Annotated in this window: 23 protein-coding genes; 8 read left to right on the top strand and 15 right to left on the bottom strand. The window is 57.3% G+C overall.

The features are described 5' to 3' along the window. Nucleotides 1–43: 43 nt before the first annotated feature. Nucleotides 44–748, top strand: a complete 705-nt coding sequence (locus K787_RS0115680; protein ID WP_022963760.1) for an FMN-dependent NADH-azoreductase — start codon at nt 44–46, stop codon at nt 746–748. A gap of 147 nt (nt 749–895) precedes the next feature. Here K787_RS0115680 and K787_RS0115675 read toward each other — a convergent pair whose 3' ends face one another. After that, nucleotides 896–2,470 (bottom strand): MFS transporter, encoded by a 1,575-nt coding sequence (locus tag K787_RS0115675; RefSeq protein ID WP_022963759.1) that lies wholly within the window; start codon nt 2,468–2,470, stop codon nt 896–898. A gap of 94 nt (nt 2,471–2,564) precedes the next feature. On the opposite strand from K787_RS0115675, the gene K787_RS0115670 reads away from it, so the two are divergent. Next, nucleotides 2,565–3,368 (top strand): helix-turn-helix transcriptional regulator, encoded by an 804-nt coding sequence (locus tag K787_RS0115670; RefSeq protein WP_022963758.1) that lies wholly within the window; start codon nt 2,565–2,567, stop codon nt 3,366–3,368. On the opposite strand, the gene K787_RS0115665 is transcribed toward K787_RS0115670, so the two are convergent. The 4 genes from K787_RS0115665 to K787_RS0115650 form a co-directional block, all read right to left on the bottom strand. Next, complete coding sequence (locus K787_RS0115665; protein ID WP_022963757.1) at nt 3,369–4,268, bottom strand: sigma-70 family RNA polymerase sigma factor; 900 nt, start codon at nt 4,266–4,268, stop codon at nt 3,369–3,371. A gap of 22 nt (nt 4,269–4,290) precedes the next feature. After that, the gene (locus tag K787_RS0115660) at nt 4,291–4,749 is read right to left on the bottom strand and encodes a carboxymuconolactone decarboxylase family protein (protein WP_022963756.1); all 459 of its coding nucleotides are present in this window, start codon (nt 4,747–4,749) and stop codon (nt 4,291–4,293) included. 96 nt (nt 4,750–4,845) lie between these two features. After that, on the bottom strand, nt 4,846–5,385 hold the full coding sequence (locus K787_RS0115655) for a GrpB family protein (RefSeq protein WP_022963755.1): 540 nt from the start codon (nt 5,383–5,385) through the stop codon (nt 4,846–4,848). Nucleotides 5,386–5,417: 32 nt separating this feature from the next. After that, entirely contained in the window at nt 5,418–5,771 is a 354-nt protein-coding gene (locus K787_RS0115650; RefSeq protein WP_022963754.1) for a MerR family transcriptional regulator, read from the bottom strand. Nucleotides 5,772–5,852: 81 nt separating this feature from the next. On the opposite strand from K787_RS0115650, the gene K787_RS0115645 reads away from it, so the two are divergent. Next, complete coding sequence (locus K787_RS0115645) at nt 5,853–6,629, top strand: aminotransferase class IV family protein (protein ID WP_022963753.1); 777 nt, start codon at nt 5,853–5,855, stop codon at nt 6,627–6,629. A 62-nt stretch (nt 6,630–6,691) separates the two neighbouring features. On the opposite strand, the gene K787_RS0115640 is transcribed toward K787_RS0115645, so the two are convergent. The 5 genes from K787_RS0115640 to K787_RS0115620 form a co-directional block, all read right to left on the bottom strand. Next, nucleotides 6,692–9,856, bottom strand: a complete 3,165-nt coding sequence (locus tag K787_RS0115640) for an efflux RND transporter permease subunit (RefSeq protein ID WP_022963752.1) — start codon at nt 9,854–9,856, stop codon at nt 6,692–6,694. Beyond that, nucleotides 9,849–10,934, bottom strand: a complete 1,086-nt coding sequence (locus K787_RS0115635) for an efflux RND transporter periplasmic adaptor subunit (protein WP_161785947.1) — start codon at nt 10,932–10,934, stop codon at nt 9,849–9,851. The genes K787_RS0115640 and K787_RS0115635 overlap by 8 nt, the downstream gene beginning before the upstream one ends. Before the next feature lie 80 nt (nt 10,935–11,014). Then, complete coding sequence (locus tag K787_RS0115630) at nt 11,015–12,370, bottom strand: TolC family protein (RefSeq protein WP_022963750.1); 1,356 nt, start codon at nt 12,368–12,370, stop codon at nt 11,015–11,017. Between the two features lie 232 nt (nt 12,371–12,602). Further along, nucleotides 12,603–13,880 (bottom strand): sensor histidine kinase, encoded by a 1,278-nt coding sequence (locus tag K787_RS0115625; protein ID WP_022963749.1) that lies wholly within the window; start codon nt 13,878–13,880, stop codon nt 12,603–12,605. Beyond that, on the bottom strand, nt 13,877–14,551 hold the full coding sequence (locus tag K787_RS0115620) for a response regulator transcription factor (protein ID WP_022963748.1): 675 nt from the start codon (nt 14,549–14,551) through the stop codon (nt 13,877–13,879). The genes K787_RS0115625 and K787_RS0115620 overlap by 4 nt, the downstream gene beginning before the upstream one ends. Nucleotides 14,552–14,795: 244 nt before the next feature. Here K787_RS0115620 and K787_RS25600 point away from each other — a divergent pair, with 244 nt between their 5' ends. Then, nucleotides 14,796–15,458 carry an RcnB family protein gene (locus tag K787_RS25600; RefSeq protein WP_022963747.1) on the top strand — a complete coding sequence of 221 codons (663 nt, stop codon included), beginning with the start codon at nt 14,796–14,798 and terminating at the stop codon, nt 15,456–15,458. Nucleotides 15,459–15,473: 15 nt separating this feature from the next. On the opposite strand, the gene K787_RS0115610 is transcribed toward K787_RS25600, so the two are convergent. Beyond that, nucleotides 15,474–16,091 (bottom strand): LysE family translocator, encoded by a 618-nt coding sequence (locus K787_RS0115610; RefSeq protein WP_028615000.1) that lies wholly within the window; start codon nt 16,089–16,091, stop codon nt 15,474–15,476. 33 nt (nt 16,092–16,124) lie between these two features. Continuing rightward, on the bottom strand, nt 16,125–16,973 hold the full coding sequence (locus K787_RS0115605; protein WP_022963745.1) for an NYN domain-containing protein: 849 nt from the start codon (nt 16,971–16,973) through the stop codon (nt 16,125–16,127). Between the two features lie 326 nt (nt 16,974–17,299). Between K787_RS0115605 and K787_RS0115600 the strand changes: the two genes are divergently transcribed. After that, nucleotides 17,300–17,917 carry a hypothetical protein gene (locus K787_RS0115600; RefSeq protein ID WP_022963744.1) on the top strand — a complete coding sequence of 206 codons (618 nt, stop codon included), beginning with the start codon at nt 17,300–17,302 and terminating at the stop codon, nt 17,915–17,917. After that, nucleotides 17,910–18,650: a hypothetical protein gene (locus K787_RS0115595; protein ID WP_022963743.1), complete on the top strand. Its 741-nt coding sequence runs from the start codon at nt 17,910–17,912 to the stop codon at nt 18,648–18,650. Before K787_RS0115600 ends, K787_RS0115595 begins: the two co-directional genes overlap by 8 nt. Before the next feature lie 60 nt (nt 18,651–18,710). Here the strand turns inward: K787_RS0115595 and K787_RS0115590 are convergent, their stop codons facing one another. From K787_RS0115590 to K787_RS0115580, 3 genes are all read right to left on the bottom strand, one after another. Beyond that, nucleotides 18,711–21,140, bottom strand: a complete 2,430-nt coding sequence (locus K787_RS0115590; protein ID WP_022963742.1) for a TonB-dependent receptor — start codon at nt 21,138–21,140, stop codon at nt 18,711–18,713. Nucleotides 21,141–21,205: 65 nt separating this feature from the next. Next, a complete protein-coding gene (locus K787_RS0115585; RefSeq protein WP_028614998.1) occupies nt 21,206–22,159 on the bottom strand; it encodes a FecR domain-containing protein in 954 nt (317 codons plus the stop codon). Next, nucleotides 22,156–22,665: a sigma-70 family RNA polymerase sigma factor gene (locus K787_RS0115580; RefSeq protein ID WP_022963740.1), complete on the bottom strand. Its 510-nt coding sequence runs from the start codon at nt 22,663–22,665 to the stop codon at nt 22,156–22,158. The genes K787_RS0115585 and K787_RS0115580 overlap by 4 nt, the downstream gene beginning before the upstream one ends. 368 nt (nt 22,666–23,033) lie before the next feature. Here K787_RS0115580 and K787_RS0115575 point away from each other — a divergent pair, with 368 nt between their 5' ends. Both K787_RS0115575 and K787_RS0115570 read left to right on the top strand, forming a co-directional pair. Beyond that, nucleotides 23,034–23,618, top strand: coding sequence for an LOG family protein (locus K787_RS0115575; RefSeq protein WP_201765120.1), 585 nt, complete (start codon nt 23,034–23,036; stop codon nt 23,616–23,618). Between the two features lie 119 nt (nt 23,619–23,737). Beyond that, complete coding sequence (locus K787_RS0115570; protein ID WP_022963738.1) at nt 23,738–24,580, top strand: AraC family transcriptional regulator; 843 nt, start codon at nt 23,738–23,740, stop codon at nt 24,578–24,580. Nucleotides 24,581–24,624 lie beyond the last annotated feature (44 nt).

The raw sequence follows: 24,624 nt of genomic DNA, 5'->3' as shown, positions 1-24,624 counted from the left end.
GCTGTGAAATACAGATGAATTCAACTCTCAAAGGAGGCTCCTCATGCCGCACATCCTACATATCGACGCTAGTGCCAGGCCCGGCCTTGCCGGCACTGATGATCACGGCTCACACAGCCGAAACCTTACTCACCAGTTCGTCCGTCAGTGGCAGGCACTGCGCGCGGCAGACACCGTTACCTATCGCGATGTAGGCCAGACCCCGCCCTCCTTTATCAACCGGGAATGGATTCAGTCAGCCTTTACTCCCGCGCCAAAACAGGAGCCCTGGATGGCAGAGATACTGGCTGAAAGCGATGAGCTGGTTGATGAGCTGCTTGCTGCAGACATTCTGGTGATAGGCGCGCCACTGTATAACTTCGGCATGCCTGCGGCGCTCAAGGCCTGGGTTGATCAGATAGTGCGCGTTGGCCGTACGGTGAGCTTTGATCCGAATACCCCGGAGACCCCCTTCACCCCTCTTCTGGCCGACCGGCCAAGGCACGCGGTTATCCTTTCATCCAGAGGAGGCACGGGATTCGGCCCCGGTGGAGTACTACAACATATGAATCATCTTGAGCCCGCGTTAAGCACGGCACTCGAGTTTATTGGCATAGCTCACATCCACTGCATTGCCATTGAGAATGAGGAAACAGGCGGCGCCATGTTAGCTGACTCCATTGCCGAAGCGCACCGCATGGTGGAGTCTCTGGTAGCTGAACTAACGACGACAGTCGGGGCTACTGCAAAGGAGCTTGAGCCCGCTTGAAGGATGCGCTTGAAAGCACCAGGGCTTGTGGTAATGCCGGGCCAGGTGGGAGCGACGGCCCCGTCGCGAACGGGAAACCTTCGCCGCGGGGCCGCGGCTCCTACCTGGCTACTTGTCTATTTGTACACCTGCATGGACTGGTGATAGCTACTCCCGGCCGCCTCCCTCCCCTATTACCTGCACGTGACGGAGCCCTAGCACGGACATCAGCGCCAGGGCCAAGATGGTCACACCGCTTACCGTCGCCACCACCGTCATTCCCTGCGTAAAGGCCCGCTGCGCTTCGTCCAGCATGCCCGCCGGTAGCTGATCAGCAATAGACTTGGCCGCCCACAGGCTGTCTCCTAGGGCGCTATTGGCTTCGTCGGATATTTCTGCGGGAATCGAGCTGGCGATTTGCACTCGATACAACAAGGTAGCCAAGCTGCCCAGCAGTGCTACGCCAAATGCCACTCCCAATTCCTGAACCATTTCGGACATCGCCGAGGCGGAACCCGCTTTTTCTGACGGCGCAGCCCCAACCACCAGGTCTGTTCCCAATGCAGCAATGGTGCCCAGTCCGAGGTAAACCAGTGAAAAACCGATAACTACCTGCGATACCTGGACTGTCGTGGCATCTACCAACGCCAGCATACCGCAACCAATGCTTGAAAAAACCAAGGCCCCGGCGATGACGAAGGCAGGACGAAAGCGGCGTGCAAACAACGGAGCAAGCACACCGGCCAGCACCATCATCAGGGCGGGAGGCCCCATCCACAGTCCGGCAACCAGGGGCGAGTAGCCCGCCACCAACTGCAGGTACTGGGTAACCAACAGCATCATGCCTGCAACGCCAATCAAGCCCACCAGCAGTATCACAAGTGCTGCGGTAAAGGTCCTGCTGGCAAATAACTGGAGGTCCAGTAGCGGATCGGACAGCATGCGTTGCCGCCTTATAAAAGCCAGGATGCCCGCTACCCCGACAGCCAGCACAACCACTACCAGCGGCGTCACGCCGGCTTTGGCGAACTCCTTGATGGCGTAGATGCTGGGCAGAATGGCGGTCAGCAATAGTCCCACGCTGACAATATCCATACGCCCGGCCAGGGAGTCGCGGTACTCCGGCAACAGCCAGGGTGCGGCCACCAGCAGAACTGCAACTACGGGCACTGCTATCAGAAAAGCGGCGCCCCACCAGTACACTTCCAGCAGCAATCCGCCAACCACTGGACCCAAGGCCATGCCCAAGGCAAACATGGTCGCCCAAATACCAATCGCGAGGGCGCGCTGGCGGGCATCAAAGAACATATTGCTGATCAGGGCCAGGGTTGACGGCATCAGGGTCGCACCTGCTACGCCCAACAGGGCCCGGGCGGCAATCAGCAACTCGGCACTCGGCGCATAAGCGGCCAGCACAGAGGCGCCAGCAAAGGCCGCAGCACCGATCATCAGCAAGCGACGACGACCGATACGATCGCCCAGCGTGCCCATGGTGATCAGAAAGCCCGCAATCATGAAGCCATAGGCATCCATGATCCACAGTGCCTGGGCGCTGGTTGGTTGCAGATCTATCGCCAGCGCAGGCAGCGCCAGATAGAGAATGGTGATGTCGAGCCCCAGCAGTATGGTCGGCAGTGCCAATACGGCAAGGCCAAGCCACTCCTTTATGCCCGCCTTGGTGCGTGGTGATTCCTGCTCTGCGTCGGTGCAGTACGGGGTAACTACATTGTGCTCGAGTGACATTACGGCCTCCAATCCCGGCATGGGAGACCGCATTTTCATGGCTCATTTATAGGGTTACAATATAGTCAATTATCCTATTACTAATGGTGATGGTATGGCGGACAGCAGACTGGCGCGAACACAGAGCGACCTTACCGAGTTCATCTTGCATCACCGCCGCAAATTAACCCCGGCCGATGTCGGGCTACCCAGTGGCGGGCGACGACGCACGCCGGGGCTGAGACGCGAAGAAGTGGCGGCGCTCGCCGGGGTTGGACTGACCTGGTACACCTGGTTTGAGCAAGGCCGTGATATTCAGGTCTCCGAGCAGTTTCTGCTAAGCATTTCCCGAGCCCTGAAGCTGGACGACGCCGAGTGCTGTCACCTCTTTCTGTTGGCGCACCACCGAGCTCCGCCGCCAGAGGCCTATCAGGAGCAGTCCATCTCACCCTACATCCAGTCACTGATGGATGAGCTGGCCCGCCCCGCCTACGTGATGAATCTGCGCTGGGATGTGATTGGCTGGAACACTCAAGCAGATGATTTACTGGGATTTGGCAAGCGTGAGCCTGCTGAGCGCAACCTGCTGCGGATCGTCTTTGCGACGCCCGACCTGCGCTGGCTCCCGGACTGGCAACAGGATGCATCGCGCCTGCTGGCGCAGTTTCGCTGTGATCTCGCCGTCGCCCCTGAAGACCCGGTGATGTTGGACCTGATTGACGAGCTCAGCCGATTGTCACCAGACTTCCGCCGTTGGTGGGCAACCCCCAATATGGACGGCTACGTGCGGGGGATTACCAGCATCACAGGTACCGACGGCAAGCTCCAGAAGTTTGTCCATGAGATGCTGATTGTTGATGAACACCGCCATCTGAAGATGGTCGTGTATTTTGCGCTGAAGACTGAGGGCCTGCGTTAGTCAATTACCTGCAAGCGCCGCTGGTAGATACTCAGCCAGGTGCTTCAACTTGTCCGGGTTGCGCACCACGTACACCGCTTGAATACGGCCATCCACCACATCCAGCGTGGTGATTTGCGGCAACCCATCCTGTTCAATGGTTAACCACCCCGGCAAGCCGTTCACCAGAACAGACTGAACCCAGAGCGGTTGTGTAGAGTTCGATTTTCGGGCCAAGCCAGCAAACATCCGGCTGACTCTGTCGGCACCAAAAATCAGGCGTCGAGCGGCAATACGCTTGCCACCACCATCGGTATGCAGAATGACGCTGTCGCTCAGCAATGCCATCAGCGTCGTCACATCACCAGTGCGGGCGGCGTCGAAGAAGCGCTCGGTTAATTGGCTGTGCTCGCCACTCGTTACCGGAAAGCGCGGGCGCTCGGCCTGCACGCTTTTACGCGCGCGACTTGCCAGTTGCCGACAGCTGGCTTCGCTGCGGTCCAGACTGAGAGCAACCTGACGAAAGTCCAAGCCGAACACGTCATGCAGCAGGAAGGCCGCGCGCTCCAGGGGCGACAACCGTTCCAGCGCCAGCATCAAGGCAAAAGACACGTCGCTGGCCAGCGCTTCGGCATCCGTTGCAGCGTCCGGGGCTTCTAGCAAAGGCTCCGGCAACCAGGGGCCAATGTACACCTCCCGATGACGGTGCGCTGCGCGCAAACGGTCAAGGCACAGACGGCTGGTTATGGTCGTCAGATAGGCCCGCACGTCAGTCACCGACCCGTGGTCGGTGTCATGCCAACGCAAATAGGCATCCTGTACCGCATCCTCGGCCTCAGTTACCGACCCCAGCATCCGATAGGCAACGCTGGTCAGATAACGACGCCAATGATTGAACTGCTGCGCAGGCTGATCCGTCACGGCCGGAACTCCTCTACCCTGGTTAATTATGACGTTCCACGTCGTTCGGATGAACGCCACGAAAACCGACACTGATCCGATTCCAGACGTTGATTGCGCCGATCAGTAACGTGAGATCAACAAACTCCTTCTCGCTGAAATGGGCGAGGCCCTGTTCGTAATCCTGTGAGGGAGCGCCGGTATCAGCGAGCTGCGTCAAGGCCTCGGTCCAGGCCAGTGCTGCGCGCTCACGCGGCGTGTAGAGCGCTGACTCACGCCAAGCAGATAAGAGATAAAGGCGTGCTTCGCTCTCCCCTGCTGCCCGTGCGTCGCTGGTATGCATGTGCAGGCAATAGGCGCAGCCATTTATCTGGGAAGCGCGTGTTTTCACCAACTCGATCAGGCTGTATTCCAGCCCACAATGACAAAGATACTCCTCCAGCCGGGTCATTGCGGCAATGGCCTCAGGCGCGGCCTTGTAGGCATTCAGACGTGTTTCCATGATGTGTTCCTCTGCTGTGCGTACTGTGGAAAAGTCTCCACGGGAAGTTGTGCAGAGGTAGACGGGATAGCCTTCGGGTTTGTGACATAGCCGGGACTAAACTGTGCTTTTCAGTGCTTTGCCAATGAAGTCTGATTTGGCTGCAGTATAGGCCTCTCTATCTGACCTGAACTCTGTGGCCCATAATTGCTTATTAGCCTCGTAGGCTTGCGCCAATCTGGTATCGGCACACAGCAGGTTCCTAAATGCCAAGCGCCACTCCCATTCCTGGCTGCCGTAGAGCATAAGATGGAGGTGGTGCGTCCTGCGTCCATCGGCCCATCGCATAAGCCAGCGCCTATCAGTCAAGGAGGCGTTGAATTCCATTGATGTAGCGTATTTTGCCTGGCACAGCGGCTCCATCAGCTTATCGGCACGCGCCATCGAATCCACTCCAATCATGATGTCTATAATCGGCTTGGCCAAAAGACCAGGTACAGCCGTACTGCCAATGTGTTCGATCGCCAGAAACTCACCTGGAAACAGAGTAAGGAGCCGGTCCCGCTCCTGTGTAAATAATGCCGGCCAGCTCGCGTCGTACGGAGAGAGTGTCACCTCTTCATGAATAGCTTTATTCAGGGATTCTGCTTCATCCATCCTCTATGCCCCTTGCACCAAGATCCTTGAGTTCAGCCGTGTTCAATCTCGTATAGGAAGCTCTCCAGAATGCTCCGGCTCTGGGCCAGTTGCTCTGCTTTCTGGTCAGCCAGGCGAATTTGCTCGTGCAAGACATTGCGTAGTTCGTCACAGGGTTCGAAGGCAAGCCCCTCCCCTCTCACACAAGGTAAGAACTGCTGAATAGTCGCAAGAGTCATCCCGGCTGAGCCGAGCAGCTTGATCCGCTCGACAGTCCGGACTTCTTCCGGTGCGTACTCACGATATCCACTTGCGCTGCGTTTTGGCTTCAACAGGCCTTCCACTTCGTAATAACGCAGCATGCGAACGCTTACTTCGGTGCGCTTTGACAACTCACCTATTCTCATCTTCAGCCTCTTGACTCTGACAGCGCCGTCAGGGTTTAGGGTAGTGGCTCCTCAAGCTGAGTTCAATCAGGAGTCAACCTCATGTTCGATAACGTTAACAACTGCCAGGCCCGAATCAACGGACAACCGGCCACCCATCCAGAACTGATCTCCTTGGCCTTTGCGGGATTCGCGCACTTCACAGCAATGCAGGTACGAGATCGCAAGATCAAGGGGCTAGACCTTCACTTGGCCCGTTTGCGAAACGCCTCTGTGTCGTTTTTTGGAAGAGCGCTGGCCGATGAGCAACTCTTGTCTTACATCCGATCAAGCATTGAAGATGGCCCGAAAGACCAATCACTAACGGTCACTGTCTTTTCCCCTAAGGGCGAGTTCACAGCAGCCAGCATGGATGCAGAACCGGCAGCTCTCATCCGCACGGGACCACCGTCCCAAGGACCTGATGGCCCGCTGCGGTTGAGTACAGGTGAGTCCGGTAAAACCTTCTATTTGCATCAAGCCATACGCCAGGGCTTCGACGATGCAGCCTTCGTAGACAGCCGCGGGCACTTGAGCGAGGCAACGATATGGAACCTTGTCTTTTGGGACGGCGACGCGGTTATCTGGCCAGAGGCCTCAATGCTACGGGGGACAATGATGGGAATAGTCCAGCGCCAACTGGAGCGTCTTGATATTCCCCAGCGCCATGAGGCGATAACCTTCGAACGTCTCCGGGAGTTGTCCGCAGCCGCAGTGATGAATTCATGGACACCCGGGATCGCGGTCACGGCTATTGCTGCCACTGTTTTCGCCGAAGCAGCACCGTTCATCAGCTTGTTACATGAAGCCTACGAGGCGGAACCCGCCATGCTCTTGTAGGAATACAGGCTTACTACGTGCGCCTCGGCAGATGACGGGCGTTTCTACCAACAAAATAGCTATCAGGGCACATGAGTTCCTTCGTTGTGCCGCCGTCTGAACGCCAGACGCTCCAGACGATGGCCAATATCCTCCTGAATAGTGACCAGTGAAGGTATCAGGATCAAGGTGACCAGCGTCGCAAATACGATCCCGTAAGCCAATGAAACAGCTGCGGGGATTAGAAACTGCGCTTGTACGGACGTCTCACTCAGCAGTGGCATCAACCCGGCAAAGGTTGTTGCCGACGTCAGCAGTACTGGTCGCAAGCGGCCGGTACAAGCAGTAATCATGGCCTGCTTGCGATTCTGGTTTTGTTGGATTTCCTGATTGTACTGGCTAACCAACAACAGGCTGTCGTTCACTACTACGCCGCTAAGTGCGATGACGCCGTTCAGGGACAATATGCTCAGCGGAAGATCGTTCAGCCAGTGACCAAAAATGGCACCAACGATGCCGAAAGGAATCGCCGTCATGATCACTAACGGCTGAATGTAGGATTTCAAGGGCACGGCCAGCAACATATAGATTGCCAGCAAGGCCAGTAAAAACATGGACGCCATGGACGATGAGGTCTCTTGTTGCTGTTCGGCCTCACCGCCGAACTGAATATCCAGGCCGGCGTACTGTTTCTTCAAATCCGCAGCGATGGTCAGTTGTAGGTTCTTGACCAATTCAGTAACCGATATGGCGTCCTTTTCCACATCGGCGGTCAAATATACCGCGCGTTTCCCATCAATGCGGGTAATGCTGTCGCGAGAGAAGCCATAAGTTGCTTGTGCGACGGTCGACATTGGCACAACGTCGCCCGCGGGAGTACGAACCTTGGCATTCAAGATATCGGCCGCGCTTCTTCGTTCTGCCTCTGGGTAACGCACCTTTACTTCTACTTCGTCATTGCCGCGCTGGTATCGCTGCACCACCTGGCCGCTGAAGGCCTGATAAACCTGTGAAGCCAAATCATCAGTGGTCATGCCCAGGGCTTTACCCTGCTCTGTCAGGTGCAGGTTCAGCTGTGGTTGAGTGGGTGTCAGATTATCATCGAGCCCACTGATTGCAGTTATTCCCTGGAGATGCAGTTTGAGCTCATTGCCAGCCCGGTAGAGTATGTCATCGTCACTGGAACGCAGTTCGATGCGCAGGGCATCCACCATCGCTTGACGGCTCTGAATGCTCAAGGTTTTGGTGCCTTCAGGCTTGCCGACCAGCTCCCTCCAGCGACGGGTAAACTGAACCAATGTGTAAGGTGCGTTGTCCGCCAACTCGACAGTCACAGTGCCACTTTGGTCATCCTCGGAAATAACTTGCAGGTTGGCGATATACGACATCTGCTGCTCACTGTTACCGTCCGCTCGCAAAGCCTTGTCCACCTGAAAGGCGTTAGTCTCTAGTTGGCGCAGAGCCTCGTGGGTCAATCCATAGCTGGCATCCTTGTGCATGGTTAAGCTTGCGGTGACGGTCTCAGCAGGCACATCCGGGAAAAAACTGATGCGAATAGTGCCGTTGAAGGGCATCGCGATCACCAGCATAAGGAGGCTTATGCCGAACATAACGACTGCGTAGCGGTGGGTTATGGCTTTCTCTATAAGCGGGGCGTAAATACGGCGATTGAATCCTGTCAGAGCAGCATTGGCGCCATTCTGTATTTTTTGCCAGCCACGCGTCAGGCGGTTTGCCCTTTGCGCCTCTCGGTGGGTACGCAAATGGGACAGATGCGCGGGGAGAATCAGCTTGCTCTCCACCAACGACAACAACAGGCAAATGGTAACCACGACCGCAAACTGCGCATATAACTGACCCAGCATACCGCTGGTTTGCGATAGCGCCGCAAATGCGGCTACCGTTGTAAACGTACCGAACAGTGTAGGGACGGCCACCGCCAGAGTGCCCTTGATGGTATTGGCCAGTGTATCGCCATATTTTTCCCGGGTGGCATACACACTTTCGCCGACCACCACGGCATCGTCCACGACGATACCAAGGGCCATGATAAAACCAAACGTGGTGAACTCATTTAGCGACAGGTCGGCGAAGCTTTTCCCCATAAAAAAGAGCGTGCCAAAGAAGATAAATGGCAATCCCATTGCGACCCAGAACGCCACTGTCAGATTTAGAAAAATGGCCAGCAAGATGAATACCAGCACAATCCCTACCAGAGCATTCTCTGCCAACAGCGTCAGCCGGCTGGCAATGTTTTCGCTACTATCGTTCCAGTTCACGAGCTCAACGCCCAGCGGCAGCGTTCCGCTGGCATACCATTGCCTGACAACCTCTTCGGTCGCTGCTACGGTTCGCAGAACATCGTCGTCCCCGGTACTGACGACGTCCAGAGCGAGACTACTCTGACCATTAAAGCGGGAGAGAACGGGCATGGTGTCATCGAAGGTGTCGCGAATGATGGCTACCTCACCCAGAGTTACAATCCCTAGCGCCGCTGTACGAATCAGCGGGATTTTTGCAAATTCAGTGGCGTAGTAAGCTTGCTCCGACGCCTTGAGCTGCAGGAACAGACGATCATGCCGGATGATGGCTGTTGAGGTATTCGACGAAAACTGGTTGATGGCAGTCTGCACATCGGTCAGCGACAAACCGTAGGCTTGCAATCGCGCTTCGTCGATCTCAATTGCCATGACCGGATCTATCCATCCAGAATAGGTCACACGGCTGATGTCCGGCTGAGCCAGCAGCTCTGTCTTCAGTCGGTCACCCAGTTGCTGGAGAGTGTGGCGCCCCACATCCCCATACAGCTGAAGGGTGATCGCATGAGACTCCCGCTGACCTTTCTCTACTACCGGTTTCTCAGCGCTCACCGGGAAATTGGAAACACTATCGACCTTGTTCTTGACATCCCGCAACAGCGCATCCAGATCGTAGTCTGACAGTCTTTCAACAGAGACCGTCACCCCTCGGCTATTGGAGGAGGAAGAGAGGCTCTTGATGCCAGTGACCCCTTCCAAAGCCTCCTCGATCTTGATGGCAATACCTTCCTCGCTCTGTTGCGCGGAGCCGCTGAGATAGGTCACCGAAATAGTGACAGTCTCCGGGTCCATCGCCGGAAATGCTTCCTTGCGCAGACCGCTGACCGTCAACAAACCTGCGACAATAAGGAGTATCAGCAGAAGATTGGCGGCCACCGGATTGGCGGTAAACCAAGGGATGATGCCCCTGTATTCGTGCTGATCACTCATCAAACTGTTCCTTTTGGGGATTAACTTTCATCCCTTCGCTGTAGCTGCTCAGTGGCTGAACTACCACCAGTGCTTTTTGGTATCCCTCGGGCGGCGTTACGTAAATGTGCTCTTGATCGGAGAAGCGGATATCAGCGGCATATGTTTTCAGCAGGCTATCGTCAGTGACGGTCCATATCTCGCCACGTTGACTCCGAGCAGAGGCCGGCAGTTGCCACAGGTTCTCCATGGCACTACCAGGAATCAAGACATTCAAAAAGGCGCCCGGATACAATGGTGGATCCTGACTGAGCGGCTGATCCACCGCCACTACCAGCGACCTTTGGCGGGTGCTGCTGCTCAGATGCTTTTCGGTGCGAATCGCGTGGCCCGTCCAGCGTTTACCTGTCTCTGTATGCGACAACACAACTGCGTAGTGCCCTGAAAGAAGTTCACTCTCGTCAGGCAAAACAGACCACTGCTGAGCAGAGAGGGGAACCGCGATCTCTACCCTTTCGGCGCTCAATAGTTGTCCGATTTCACTACCAGCTTGCAGGTAACTGCCGGGAGCAATATCCCGGCTCACGACGATGGCATCAAACGGCGCTCTAATGCGGGTGCTGGCCAAGTCTTTCTCCGCAGCGGCCAAAGCCTGCTGGGCACTGTCCAAAACTGCTTTGGCTGCGGTTAATTGCGGCTCTCTTAATACCAGGGCAGACATTGGCTCCCCGCTCAGTCCGGACGAAGACCATTCTTTCTGCGCCTGGACGGACGCTTGCTGCTCCTCCAAGTAACTAACCCGAGCACTGGCCAGGGTATTACGAGCGGATTCCACTGAGGCTCGTAGCAGACTATCCTCTAGATTCGCCAGCACGGAGCCCGCCGTGACCAACCGGCCTGATTCAAAACTGTCATCCACCGCCTCGACCTGTCCACTCACACGGCTGTTCAAAGCCAGCTCAAACCGCGCTTTGGCGCTGCCTACCCCGTCAACTTGTGCTCGATGAGTGGCGGCAGCCACCTCCACCACAGCAACGGTCGGGCTCAGTGCTTCCTGCGCTGCAGGTACCTGCTGCATTGCCTCGCGGTATTCATACATTCGCCCGGCGTTGTATATAAACACCCCGACGAAAAACACAAAGGCCAGGGCTAACATGACACCACGGGTGATTTTACGGCTCATTCGGAGACTCCCAGACCCAGCGCGAGCGCCAGAGTAATGCGATTGCTAAGGCGGTTGTAGGTCAGCGTTTCGAGTTGCGCTTCCAGATCGTAGGTCTGTTGCTGCACAGTCAATAACTCCAGAATGGTGGCGTTACCCGCACGGTATTTGTCCTGATAACGGTTAAAGGCCAGTTGCTGCTTTTCCAGTGCTTGCTGTATGTAGGAATGCCTCGCTGCCAAGGCTTTTTCACGAGTCAGGGCGTTACCGACTTCTTCAACTGCCGTCAGCAAGGTTTCCCGATAACTCTGATAACGACTAGCGGTTTCCAGATTGGCGATTTCCGCAGCGGCCCTGAGCCTGCCGCCCTGGAAAAGCGGTGCAGTCAGTTGTCCCAGTAGCGTCCAGACCGGGTCAGTGAGTAGTGCGTCGGCAGGCGAGGCCGCCACATCTTGCAGGGCTAGCTGAATATCAATTCGAGGAAGCAAGTCCTTGTAGGCCACACGCGCATCGCTTTCGGCTGCAGCAATGGCATGCCACGCAGCTTGCAGATCGAAGCGCCGAGCCAGTGTCTGCTCCGGCAGATCCATTTGAGCGCGGGACACGACCGGGTACTGATCTGGTACTTCGTATTGATTCTCTTCCAGCCGACCTAACAAGCTATTCAGCGCGCGCTCATCTTGTTGAATCGATTGTTCCTGTTCGCGCACCGATGCTCGGGTACTAAAGGTAGAGCTTCGAGCGCTGTCGAGGTCATCGAGAGAGCTGAGACCACGCTGGTATCGCTCCAGAATCAGTTGCTCGTTGAGCTCTAAGGTGCTCAACCGCCGCTGCTCAATGGCCAACGTGCGTGTTAACGCCAGGAGACTCAGCCAGCTATTCATGACCTCTGACGCCAACGTATCCCTGGCCGCCCTGTAGATAGCCTGCTGTTGAAACAGATTTTGCTCTTCAGCGTTGATACCGTCTTCAATCTGCTGCCACACATCCAACTGCCAACTGAGCGTCATCGAGCCCGTATACTGAGTGTCAGTATCTTCGGCTCTGCTCATGTCGAATCCAGCCGCTAATTCCGGGTATCGCTCAGATTGACTTTGGCGCAAGCGAAGTCGGCTCTGCTGAAGGGCTAAAAAGGTTTGTTGAAAGCCGGGGTTATTTTCAAGTGCTTCATAAACGAGAGACCGTAGCTCTTGACTGTCAATCAGATCGGTCAAGTGGGCTGCAGACCCGGCTTCATATTCATCGGTCCGAACGGATACCGTCTGCGACAAGTGGGTGGCCTGCTCAACATAGTTCTCTCGATTGCCAGTGCTGACACAACCTGACAACAGGCTGACTACCCAGAAGATCGAAGTCAGTACGTAACGCGGCATAGGGTATCCACCGGAAGGGCAAGTATGGGACAGCGGTGGATAGACTACGGGGATGGGCGGTTAAGGGAGGGTTAAGGCTAAAGCGTTATCGACCAGTTTATCCAGCGCCGTTGTAAACATACGTCTTCTGGCAAGCTGGGAATGTGTGAGGCGCGCTCATGTCAGGCTCCGGCAGGAGACGAGCAGAGGGTAATTCGGTGGGCCGGGCTTATCTCGCGATGGCGGTCTGCAGTCAGGAAGAGGTCACACTCTGCAGCATGATTTCAACCTTGCGGCCCGCTGCCACAGGCTCGTTGGTGTAGCGCCAGCCGAGCCTGTGGGTAAAACGCTCTGTTAGCTTCAACCCCAGTCCAAAGCCTGTATGACTGCTCTGCTCGCTTAGCTCTTGCTGGCTGTTGACGATCCTCACACAACCTCCGCACTGGTAGATAATCACCGTACCGCTCTGCGTATGCTGAAAGGCGTTGCGAATCAGGTTGCCCAATACGATGCGCGTGGGCAACTCTGGCAGCAGAAGCTCTGCCGGCTCCAAGTCCACTTGCAGTTGCACTGGATGGCCGTGCAAAAGATAGCAAAGGCCGTCCACCAGCTCGGTTATCAGTTGGTCCACTCGCAGCAGGGTGCAGGGATGTGTGGCCGTATCGTCGCGGCCGAGCCAGAGTAAGGTTTCAGTCACATCCTTCATCGTCAGGCTGGCACGGTCGATGCGGTTAATGATCTCGGCCTCGCGCGGATCGCCTCGCGGCACCCCAGAGGCCTGCACTTTGCGCCATAATTCGAGATTGGCGCGTACCACACTGATGGGTGTACGCAGCTCGTGGCTGGTATGAAGCAGGAAAAGTTGCTCGCGCTCCAGCCCCTCATGCGCGGTGGTCAGACTGGTGCGCACCAGTTCAGCAAACCGATTCAGTTCGGGATAGACAAAATCCGGTACCGGCTCACTCAGGTTATGCTGGTCCAAGCCTGCCGCCCAATCCCCCAGCGCAGTAATGGGGCGCGAGACCCGGCGCCAAAGAAAACCCACGATAAGCCCAATCATCAAGGCGCCAGCCAAACCGATAAGCATCAGGTTGATCAACCGGCTCTGGAGTGGCGACATGACCCCCACCGACAGAGGTGGCATAGGCCCCAATTGCTGTGTGACGAACCGATCGCCTGCGGGCGTGGATTGCCGAATAGCAAAATAGAGACGCCCCTGCGGCCCCACCTCACCCACGTGCACCTTATAGAGCACGCCTGGTTGCTGCGGCGGTTCGTCGAAGGCTTCGCGAATGGACGCCGGTTGCTGAGCCCAGGTGCGGGTGATGATGTACTCCTCCCGCGGGATAGGCTGACCCGTTTCAAAGGCCACAGTCTGCATCGCCGCACGGCCCAACTGCCCAGAGACGATGCTGTCCATCCCGCTGACATAGGAATGCGCCGACAACAGCGTGTACCCGATCAACAGCCCGATCCCCAGCGTAATTGCCGTCAGCAATGCCAGCCACTTCAAACCCAGCAGCCGGATCATGGCGCCGTTTCCTTTATCGCAAAACCGTAGCCCGGCACGGTGTGTAGCAGAGGGTGACCGATCCCGCCATCAATGGCACGGCGCAAGTGATGCATATGTACCTTGAGTGCGTTGCTGTCGGGCACGTCGTCGCCCCACACTGCCTGTTCCAGCTTTTGCCGGGGCACTGCCGCCGGCGAGGCTCTGAGCAGGTGCTCGAGCAACTTCCAGCCGATGGGCGAGAGTTTCAGGGCGGTGCCCGCGCGCGAGGCCTCGTGCGCATTCAGATCCATGCGCAGATCAGAGCACTGCAGGACTTTTATCTGCCCGCTACGTCGGCGCGTAAGCGCAATTACGCGCACCACGAGCTCCTGTAGCTCGAAAGGCTTGATCAGAAAGTCGTCGGTACCGGCGCGAAAACCATCAAGCTTGTCCTTCAACTGGTCACGAGCGGTGAGCATCAGGATAGGCACGTCGTTGCCTTCCGTCCGCAGCTGCTGGCACACGTCGATACCATCGAGTCTGGGAAGATTGAGGTCCAGCAGCATGGCGTCGTAGGCATTGCGTTGATTGAGCTCCAGCGCCATCAGGCCGTTGTCCGCGTGGTCACAGCGGATGCCCTCAAGCTCCAGATACTGAATAACAGTCGCGGCCAGGTCCCGGTCGTCTTCCACTAGCAGAATATCCAGCATGTCGTGTCACTCTCATCAAGGTGCGGCCTGCAGCGCCAGCGACGCCGGGCAATCATCACGCCCGGGATGGCGAAGATCAAGCTCAGAAGTTTCGGCTCGCCAGGGTTAAGAATCGGTTAACGCTCTACTATCCGTTCACACGGCGAAAATAGGTGAAAACTCTTTAACCGGGCCTTAACGGCTCCGCTTCCAGAATGTGCCCATCAGTGGCCATATCGGCCCGGTGGCAAGAGGGTATATCAACATGAACGTAATCATGACTTACAACGGCATTCGCATTCCCACCAGCAATACGACCAGGATGCTTCCCTTGTCCGAGCTGGGCTCCTCCTGGAGTTCGGTCAGCCCGGTGTCGTCTGCCTACCGCCAGCAGAACAGCATCGACGCGGCCTCTGCGATCAGCTTCCCGGAGCCGGCAAAGCCTGGCCGTCGGGTCAAAATACTCGGGCGCCTCAACAACCACGCACGGCGCCGGATTGGCTATGCCGTAGCCGCTTTGATGCTGATGACGTCGGGAGCCGGGGCTCAGGCGCAAAGCCGCGAATCGCGTCGCGAGGACCCACAACGTACCGAGCAGCGTGCGGATAGGCCATCGAGTGGCCCCGGCAAAGAGGCTGACAATCGTCATCTCTCGGCTGCGCCGCCGGAGGACTTTTCCGAATTGCACAACCTGTTCCACAGCAACCGACAACAAATCGGCGCTGGCCCTAAGGTCCCGCGCAGCGTGTCAATCCAACAAGGTCGGCCGCTACCCAAAGGCTACGGCAAACGCTTGGATGACAGAGCTCTGCGCGGCATGCCCAGATACGAAGGGTACGAATGGCGACGGGTCGGCACCGACATTGTGCTAGTCGTGGTCACCACCGGTGTGGTCTACGCGATTCTCAAAGGTGTCTTGAATGACTGAGGATGGATTAAACCATCAAGTCTTTGCCATGACATACACGCCCGCGCCAAGCATAAACCCGCCAGCGGTCATGTTTAGCGCGCGGCGCGCCTTGAACCCACTCACCAATGCCAAGACTTTGCCTGCGGCATAGGCATAACCCAATTTACTGCCACCCACTGCAACGACAGTCACCACGGCAATTATTGCGACATCTGAAGCAGTGATGGTGGCTAGATCGACAAAGGCGGGAAACAGGCTCGCATAGAAAAAGATGGCTTTCACGTCGCCCAGGGTGACGATTAAGCCAGAGGCAAAACTTGCTGATAAGCTTGATACCGAGCGGCCGGAAGCCCCTACAGGTAGTGACGCTGTTGATCCCAGGAGGCTGATACCGAACCAGATCAGATAGCCCCCCGCCAGATAGCGCAGGACCAGGAAAAAGCTGCCCATCACTTCTGCCAGGGCAGCCATGCCGAGAACGGCAAAAAAAACAAAAACCAGATCGCCAAACACGATACCGGCCGCAACCGCGACGCCATTCCAGAATCCGACGGTCGAGGATCGAGCCACCACCAGAGCTACACTGGTGCTGGGGACCAGCGCCAAAAGCGTCATCACTACAAACAGCACTGTTATTTCGAGTAGGTTCATGGTCATTTCTACCCAAGCCACACCGCTTTCATCCTAACTTCCTTTCGCATCCGCCAACAATACAAACCAGCCAGCGCCCGCCTCCTGCTTCAACTCCAACAAGTCATAAGTCTTCACCATATCCAGCAACCCTGAGTGCCCGTAAGTCTTCGGGGAAAATGCCGGATCGGTGCGCTTGAGATACTGCCCAAGCGCGCCCAAACCGACTTTGCCTTCAGAAGATTCGCTAGCCAACAGTGACACGGCGTCCACTACGAAACGCGGGCGCTGTTTAGTCGATAGTTTGCTGGCGTCCTTGCTCGGCTCTTTGGCAGGCTCTTTGTTCGGCTCGGCCTTGGCGGCTTTCGGCTTGGCTTGGGCTTTTTTAGCCGGGGCCTTTTCTGCCGAGTCAGTGGTGGCATCAGGGTCGGATTCGGCCGGTGACCATTCAAAGAACTGGTCGCTGGCGTTGCGTAGCGCCTGCGGAGTTTTGCCTTCGCCGACAATGCACACGCGTGACCCGCGCTCGCGCAGCTTGCGGCACAGGTAGGCGAAGTCGGAGTCGCTGGTGACTAGGCAGAAAATGTCGGCGCGATGGTCGAACATCGCTTCGAGGGCGTCCAGCGCCAGCGCGATATCGGCGGTGTTCTTGCCGGACGCATACTGATACTGCAGGTGCGGCGTGAATGCCTGCCGCACAAGCGCCTCCTGCCAGCGATTTGCAAGGGTGGTGTGGTTGCCGTAACCACGACGCAATGCCACCCGCCCGAACTGCGCGGCCACGCGCAGGGCATATGGCAGAATCTCGGGTGGGACGTTGTCGCAATCCACCAGTACGGCGACGGTCGCTTCAGCGCCGTTGGAGGAGTCCTGCAGTGCGGTAGGCCTGGCGTCGGTATTCATGGCGTCCCTGTGCGAATTCGTTGATGCCATTGACGTTAGCGGTAACACGCCATGAGGTAAAGCCTTAAGCTTTCAATGCCCGCACTGCGATGGCCAATAGGCCACGCTTTACCAAAACCGACGGGCCGCGTTGATAAGCAAATAGACTGCCTGGAATACCCCCGCTCTCCCCGCTCTAGGCTCTACGACAGCTGGGTCCGAAGGGTCATCGCAATGTGACCCTGCTCAGATTAATTAGCCAAATAGTGCTAATTTTGAAAAATTATCCTTTATAGGCTACTTTTAACGCGTGCTTTAACTTCAAACTTCTAATAGCGAACGTTCAGATGAATATCTCAGCAGTCATTACCGGCGACCTGATCGACTCGCAATCGGTCCAAGACACCCACGCCTACATCGCGCAATTGCAGGCTCAGCTGCAAGAGCTCGCCGGCATCTATGAATTCAAAGCCGAGCAATATCGTGGTGACGGCTTTCAGATAACGCTCAACGCCCCGGAGCGAGCATTTGAATGCGCAGTAGTATTGCGTGCGGGGCTGATTGCCAATAGCCCTGAGGGCGAACGCTTTGATGCGCGTATTGCCATCGGTATTGGCGCTGCGCCCAGTGTCAATCACTACGGCGAGGCCTTTGTGCTTTCCGGCCGGGGACTGGACGCCATGAAGAAAACGACACTGGGGATCTTTAGCCATGCCCAGCAACTACTAGACCGCACCGAACTGCCGACCGAATTTGTTGCCAACATCATCGAAAGCTGGACGAGGGTCGAGGCAGAGACCTATTTCCTGCACGCCACGCAGCAGTCCAGCCAAAAGGACCTGGCCAAGACGCTGGGCAAGTCCCGCGTCACCGTACACAAGGCACTGCAACGCGCCAACGCTGAACTGATCGACCGTTACATTGAGCGCACCCGCGTATGGGTACAGGAGCTGCAAGATGCCTGATAGCGCCGCCCTGTTGCTATTACTGCTGATTCACATCCTGGCGACTGTTTTTATCTGCATGTCGCCCGTGTCCGCCGACATTTCGCAGCGGCGCAGACACAACTGGTTGGCCGCCAAAGCATTGGCCTACGGCCTAGCCGTCGGCGTTGTATTGCTGGCCGCAAACAGCGGCGTCGGCTGGAGTATGATTGCGGCACTGCTGGTCGTCACTAGCCAACTACTGATGGAGACGCTGAAGCAGCTCAAAGCCCGGACGTTTGCCATAGACCTGGTGCTGACTCATCTGCTGCCATTAGCATTGCTGCTGGCCATCTGGTGCAGCCACACGCATAACTGGCGAGAACTAGGCGTGCTGGTCTCGGCGCTGTTCGAACCAAAGATACTGATTTTGCTGATTGCCTATTTATTTGTTCTACACCCCACCTCTGCACTGATCGCTCAGTTGCTGCGGCCCTGGCTCAACCATACCGACCTAAGCAACGAAGCCTCGCTGAAAAACGCGGGCAAACTGATAGGCTTTCTAGAGCGCTTTTTGATTCTCACCTTCGTGCTGCTCGGTCAGTGGTCGGCCATCGGCTTTCTCCTCGCGGCCAAAAGCATCATGCGTTTCAACGATACGCACACAGCGAGGCGGCCAGTGTCGGAATATGTGCTACTGGGCACACTTCTGAGCTTTACGTTCAGCCTGGTGACGGGCATTACCGTATCCAGACTGCTTTTATGGTTAGCCTGAAAGGGCTACTATCGATGAAGTAGCCTTTTCAGGGTAACACTTCCGATTTGCTCCGGCACATCAAAAGCCAATGGTTGCCGAGAGCAAATAGGTTCTCGGCGTCGAGATCGTCAGCCCCGCTGCGCTGTCGTCCGATGCCCCGGCAGAGATCCAGGAACGATCATCCATCACGTTCTCAATGCTGGCGCGCAGGGTGACGTTCTTGTCCGATGCCTGGAAGGTATAGCGCCCACCCAGGTCGTAGCGCTCCCAGCCATCAATCTTCTGGCTGTTTTGCTGATCCAGGTACTGTGAGCTTGAGTGAATGCCGCGTGCGGTCAGGGTCAGACCTGAAACGGCTGGCACATCCCACTCAGCGCCAAGGTTGACGCTGTACTCCGGCGTCGCTGGAGCGCTATTACCATCGGATATGCCTCCCACGGTAGCGGTCAATTCGCTGTCGATGTACATCAGGCCGCCAAGCAGGCGAAAGCCCTGGATCGGCTCGCCAAAGGTACTCAGCTCAATGCCCTTGTTCTCGCGCTTGCCATTAGGCCCAAAAACCTTGGTGGTGGCATTGGTTTCGTAGGCCGGCTGTTTAATGCGAAAGACACTGGCAGTCACACCAAAAGTACCCTGGTCAAACTTGGCGCCCACCTCGACCTGGCGGCTGGTAAACGGCGGGAATATCTCGTCTTCGTTAACGGACGTCGAGGGCGCGATCTTGCCCTGGCTCAGGCCTTCCATATAGTTGGCATAGAGCGATAACTGCTCGCTCAGCTTGAACAGTACCCCGGCCGAGGGCGACACCTTTTCTTCATCATAAGCCGTGGCGCCTTTGACACCATTGGTCCAATCATCGACCTTGACCCGCTGCCAGCGCGCACCCAGAGTCAGCAGTAGACGGTTATCCAGAAAGCCAAGGGTATCTGCCAGAGCTACCCCGCTGAAGCGGTTCTCGGTATAGACCTCATTGTCAAGGCGCGTCGGTGTGGTGGGAGCCGGGGTGGCCAGCGGATCGTAGAGGTTGCTCGGCGCCGTGGCGTAACGGGCGCCGCCGTTGGTAAAGTCCATATAGAAATAACTGGCGGCCAGGTTCAGCTCATGGCTGACGGACCCGGTATTGAACCCGTTGCGTACGCCCGCAGTAACAGTCCTGACGCTCTCGTCACGGGTGAAATCGCGTGGCTGCACGTTGAAATCACCGGCGTCGTTGAGGATGGAGACGTTGTGGCGGAGGAAGTCGTGATCGCTTTCGCGTGCGCCTGCCGCGCCATAGACCAGCACAGAATCGGTCAGGTCGAACTCGCCGCTGAGCATCGCGAAGGTATCTTCGGTACGCGCCTTACTCCAGGCCTGCGCATAGTTGTCATGTACCTTGTCGGCATCCGGCACCCCGGCGGCGGCCCCCACCAGCACGCGTTCCTGCGGCGCATCCGTGTCGCGTTCGGTATGCCCCATGTCTGCGGCCAAGCGCACACGTTCACCGCGAAAGTCCAGGCCTAGCACGGCCATTTCGCGCTCGACGCTCTGGTGATCCCATTCGGTATTACCGGATTGCTTGACGCCGTTGAAACGCAGGCCAAACTGGTGGTCTTGCCCGAACCGGCGGCCGACGTCCACTGCCCCGCCAATCTGGTTGTCCGAGGCATAACTACCGGTGAACTCGGTGAGCGGTGCATCCGTCGCGCGCTTGGACACCAGGTTAATGCCACCGCCTACCGCCCCCCTGGGCGAGATGCCATTAAGCAGTTGGCTCGGGCCCTTGATGATGTCGACGCGGTCGGCCATTTCCATGTCAATTGAATAGGTCGGCATGATGCCGTAGAGCCCATTGAAGGCTACATCGCTGTTGAACAGGCTGAATCCGCGGATGGTGAACTGTTCAAAACGTCCGCCCGCCGGGTTGGTCGCCCGTACCGAGGGGTCAGCAGCAATCAGATCACCCAGGGTCCGCGCATTCTGATTTTTCACTGTCTCGCTGGTGTAGCTGGTCATGCTGAAGGGCGTTTCCATAAAGTGCCGCGAGCCGAGCAGGCCTTGCGAGCCACGGCCAGCCACCTGACCACCGACATATCGCGCTCCCTCCGCATTGCCCTCGTTAGCGCCAATAACCGTCATGGGCGCCATATCCAGCGTGTCACCGCGCTGAGGTGCAGGTATCAATGTATAGGCGTCGCTGCCCACCGGCTGAATCTGCAAGCCACTGCCCTGCAACAGTTGCGCAAAACCTTCATCAACACTGTAGTCGCCGGATAACCCGCCGCTGCGTCGGCCGCTCATCAGCACCGGATCAACCGAGAGGTTGATGCCCGCCTGACTGGCGAAGCGCGTCAAAGCGGCGCCCAGATTGCCAGCGGGGACCTCATAACTGCGACGCTCGGCATCCTCGGCCCAACTGGTGGAGATCACCACGGGGCTGATGCTCAGGCCCACTGCCAGTCCCAGTTGCAACAGCGAACGAAGACGGAAAGGAGCTGAGCGGTTACGGCCAGGAGATACTACAAACATAGATAAAGCCCTCAATTATTTCTCTTACTCACACTGACTGGCGAGAAATAAAAAAGGGACAGTCTTCAGGCCGTTTTTTCCCGCGGGACCAGGGTGACCCAGTAACGGGTGCGCGACTGCACTGCCAGAGGCAGGCTTGCAGCCAACAGTGCCAGCACGCGATCGGTGTCATTGAGGCGGAAGCTGCCGGTGACCCGCAGCCGCTCCAGCGCCGGGTCCCAGCGCAATAGCCCTGGACGATAACGGCTCAACTCGCGCAAAAAATCGCCTAATGGCTGGTCTTGCGCCATCAGCACACCTTCGCGCCAATCCGGCAGCGAAGGGTCAAAAGGCTGCACCGCCCCAAAGCCAGAGCGCTGCAGGCTGAGCTGCTGGCCTTGCTTGATGACCTGAGCCGCGCCGACGGAGGACAGCACTTGCACCGAACCGCTGACGACCGAAACACGGCAATGTTGATCATCCAGGCGCACACAGACCTCGCTTTGTCTGACCAGAGCGCGACCATAGGGCAGGAGTAAGCTCAGCGCTGAACTGCCTGGGACCTTGAGCGCTATTTCTCCACGCACCAGCCTCAGCTGATTTGCCTGCAGATCCAGATCAACTGCGCTATCGGTATTCAGTTGCAACAAACTGCCGTCGGCCAGCGTCAGTTGCTGCTGATCCCCCGTGCCGGTGTGCAGATCGGCACGCCACACCTCCACCGGCAATTGCCTGCCCAGCAACCAGGCCGCTGGTAATACCACCGCCACGCCAAGTGCCTGTTTGAGCGCCCTACGCCGGCCCAGGTCCGGACGATCCAATGAGGCCATTGCCAACTCTGGCGGTAAACCAGAAAAACGCTGGCGCAACAGCAAAGCACGCTGCCAGGCACGCTCGTGCCCAGGATGGCTGTTGCGCCAATTCTGCAGACGGGCAAGATCCGCCTCGCTGAACTCATCACAGTCCAGCAGCGCCAGCCACTGCGCCGCTGCACGGGTCATTTCGCGGGTTTCACTGGTTACCGGAGCAGCCTTCATCACAGGTCCATCAGCAAACAGTGTTCATATGCCTGAGCCATGTAGCGTTTGACTGTACGCTCGGATATTTCAAGCCGCGCGGCTATCTCACGGTAGCCGAGGCCGTCCAGCTGACTCCAGAGAAAAGCTCTGCGCACCAAGGCCGGCAGACCATCCAACAGCTCGTCTAGCGCCTGCAGTGTTTCCAGCAGCGCCCAACGGTGTTCCGGCGACGGCGCGGAGTGTTCGGGAAGTTGAAGCAGCGCATTGAGATAAGCCTGCTCCAGACTGCGGCGGGTGTGAAAGGTGTTCAACAGCCGCTTGCCCACCGTCAACAGGTAGGCACGGGGCTCATGGATATCAGCCACCTTCTGCGAGCTGGTCAGCACTCGCATAAAGGTGTCCTGACTCAAATCAGCTGCATCCCAGGCATTGCCCGTCTGCCGCCGCAGCCAGCCTTCCAGCCAGCTGCGGTGATCGCGATACAGGGCGTGCAGGCTCTGTTCCTGTGGCGGCGCTGATTCAGTCATATAGGGGCCTGGGCGGAGGAAGCTAAATGAGATTGATTGTATTTAACAACTGGCACCAGTAGCAAGTTCGGATTGCCATCCGTGCTCTGCCCTCCCGGCAGACTAGGTCGGGTAGTAATGCAAACGATCTACCGGGGGCTGGCGGCGGCATTAGGCCTCTGACGTTTGTATCAGTGACTGAGGGCCTGATGATGGTTATGGGCTGTGGATCCGATTCGCGCTCGGATCGCGCGGCGCTCCGTCCGGTGTTGTACGCGACTAGCTCGGCGTGCGCGTCCTGCATTTTGCCTATTTTTCGACCTCTGGCTTACTCACGAATCAGACAAAAGAAGTATGATAACCCTCCCCCCCGCAACCTCCTTTAAGGAATCCCTGTGAGAATTTGTGTTTTCTGCGGCTCCAGCGCCGGCAATCAACCTGTGTATATTGAAGCAGCCCAGCAATTGGGAACGGCACTGGCCAAAGCGGGAATCGGCTTGGTATACGGCGGCGCACAAGTCGGTTTGATGGGCGCAGTAGCTGACGCGGCGCTGGCTGCCGGCGGTGAAGTGATCGGCGTTATCCCGCGTCATCTGGTCGAGCGTGAGCTGGCCCATGAAGGTCTGACCGAGCTGCGCGAAGTGGGCTCCATGCATGAGCGCAAGGCGATGATGGCGGATCTGTCCGACGGTTTTATCGCCCTGCCCGGCGGCGTCGGCACCTTTGAAGAACTGTTTGAAATCTGGACCTGGGGCCAACTCGGCCATCACCTGAAGCCCTGTGCGTTGTTCAACGCCTCTGGCTACTACGACAAACTGATCGCCTTCCTCGACCACGCAATGAACGAAGGCTTCATGAGGCAGGCCCACCGCGAAATGCTGATAGTGTCGCCGGATGTGGACTCTGTACTGGCCAAGATACACGCTTACGAGGCACCTAAAGTGGCTAAATGGATGGGGCCGAATCAGCGGTAGACCTTGCTACCGAGCACCCTGGAAATCGGGTGCTCGCCCTCTGCTCTGCACAAATCTTCCAGACACTCTCCCCCCTCGCGTTATGATGCAGCATCCCCATGTCTACCGACTGAATACTCATGAGCGCACGCAACTGGATTGATCTCAAACAGGATGCCGATACCGGAATTGAGACCATTCGTGCGCATTTTGAGGGGCATGCCTATGATCCGCACTGGCATGACAGCTATCTGGTGGGTTTTACCGAGCAGGGAGTGCAGCGCTTCCATTGCGGAAGCCAGCGCTATGACAGCGTGCCAGGCAAAGTCATGCTTATGGAGCCAGGCGAGATTCACGATGGTGAGGCACCGACGGCAGAAGGTTTCACTTACTCCATGCTGTATCTCGACCCGCACTGGCTGGAACGGGAGTTGCGTGGCCTGTTTGGTGATGCGCCCGAAGACTGCGTGCCAGCCATGAGCATGACCGTGGGGCAATCCCCGCAGCTGATCTTTGCTATTGCCAGTACCTTCCAGACCCTGCACCAGCAGGAGCTGCGCATTGTACGGCAGACGGCTCTGGACTATCTGCTGACCCAGCTTACCAGCCAGATGCACTGGCGCCGACGGACCGAATCCGACCCACGCATGCCGCAAGTGGCTCGGCTGGCTCAGGACTATCTGCACACCCACCTACAGGACGATGTCAGCCTGACGGAACTGGCCCGGCTGACTGGTGTTGATCGCTTCCGTCTTAACCGCGCTTTCAAGGCTGCATTCGGACTGGCGCCGCACGCCTATCTGGTTCAACTGCGGCTTTCTCAAGCGCGCCGCAGATTGGCCGCTGGTGAGGCGCCAGCACTGGTTGCCGCGAGCCTGGGGTTTGCCGACCAAAGCCATCTGGGACGTTGGTTCAAACGCGCCTACGGCTTGACACCAGCAAGATATCGACAGCGCTGCACACACCTTCCAGACGGTATCTGAGCAAGCGCTGAGAATAGCTCCCCGACACCTACTCTCGGGAGATC

The sequence above is a fragment of the Halopseudomonas pelagia CL-AP6 genome (assembly GCF_000410875.1).
Classification (GTDB): Bacteria; Pseudomonadota; Gammaproteobacteria; order Pseudomonadales; family Pseudomonadaceae; genus Halopseudomonas; species Halopseudomonas pelagia.
The sequence above is the reverse complement of the archived record's forward strand: the minus strand, read 5'-3'. Positions and strand labels throughout refer to the sequence as shown.

Excerpts from the sequence above, each read along its gene's own strand:
- K787_RS0115670 (WP_022963758.1), top strand. The coding sequence starts at position 2,565 with ATGGCGGACAGCAGACTGGCGCGAACACAGAGCGACCTTACCGAGTTC.
- K787_RS0115640 (WP_022963752.1), bottom strand. The coding sequence starts at position 9,856 with ATGAGTGATCAGCACGAATACAGGGGCATCATCCCTTGGTTTACCGCC.
- K787_RS0115600 (WP_022963744.1), top strand. The coding sequence starts at position 17,300 with ATGAATATCTCAGCAGTCATTACCGGCGACCTGATCGACTCGCAATCG.
- K787_RS0115635 (WP_161785947.1), bottom strand. The coding sequence starts at position 10,934 with ATGTATGAATACCGCGAGGCAATGCAGCAGGTACCTGCAGCGCAGGAA.
- K787_RS0115675 (WP_022963759.1), bottom strand. The coding sequence starts at position 2,470 with ATGTCACTCGAGCACAATGTAGTTACCCCGTACTGCACCGACGCAGAG.
- K787_RS25600 (WP_022963747.1), top strand. The coding sequence starts at position 14,796 with ATGAACGTAATCATGACTTACAACGGCATTCGCATTCCCACCAGCAAT.
- K787_RS0115605 (WP_022963745.1), bottom strand. The coding sequence starts at position 16,973 with ATGAATACCGACGCCAGGCCTACCGCACTGCAGGACTCCTCCAACGGC.
- K787_RS0115680 (WP_022963760.1), top strand. The coding sequence starts at position 44 with ATGCCGCACATCCTACATATCGACGCTAGTGCCAGGCCCGGCCTTGCC.
- K787_RS0115590 (WP_022963742.1), bottom strand. The coding sequence starts at position 21,140 with ATGTTTGTAGTATCTCCTGGCCGTAACCGCTCAGCTCCTTTCCGTCTT.
- K787_RS0115625 (WP_022963749.1), bottom strand. The coding sequence starts at position 13,880 with ATGATCCGGCTGCTGGGTTTGAAGTGGCTGGCATTGCTGACGGCAATT.
- K787_RS0115655 (WP_022963755.1), bottom strand. The coding sequence starts at position 5,385 with ATGGATGAAGCAGAATCCCTGAATAAAGCTATTCATGAAGAGGTGACA.
- K787_RS0115580 (WP_022963740.1), bottom strand. The coding sequence starts at position 22,665 with ATGACTGAATCAGCGCCGCCACAGGAACAGAGCCTGCACGCCCTGTAT.
- K787_RS0115630 (WP_022963750.1), bottom strand. The coding sequence starts at position 12,370 with ATGCCGCGTTACGTACTGACTTCGATCTTCTGGGTAGTCAGCCTGTTG.
- K787_RS0115650 (WP_022963754.1), bottom strand. The coding sequence starts at position 5,771 with ATGAGAATAGGTGAGTTGTCAAAGCGCACCGAAGTAAGCGTTCGCATG.
- K787_RS0115610 (WP_028615000.1), bottom strand. The coding sequence starts at position 16,091 with ATGAACCTACTCGAAATAACAGTGCTGTTTGTAGTGATGACGCTTTTG.
- K787_RS0115645 (WP_022963753.1), top strand. The coding sequence starts at position 5,853 with ATGTTCGATAACGTTAACAACTGCCAGGCCCGAATCAACGGACAACCG.
- K787_RS0115595 (WP_022963743.1), top strand. The coding sequence starts at position 17,910 with ATGCCTGATAGCGCCGCCCTGTTGCTATTACTGCTGATTCACATCCTG.
- K787_RS0115570 (WP_022963738.1), top strand. The coding sequence starts at position 23,738 with ATGAGCGCACGCAACTGGATTGATCTCAAACAGGATGCCGATACCGGA.
- K787_RS0115620 (WP_022963748.1), bottom strand. The coding sequence starts at position 14,551 with ATGCTGGATATTCTGCTAGTGGAAGACGACCGGGACCTGGCCGCGACT.
- K787_RS0115660 (WP_022963756.1), bottom strand. The coding sequence starts at position 4,749 with ATGGAAACACGTCTGAATGCCTACAAGGCCGCGCCTGAGGCCATTGCC.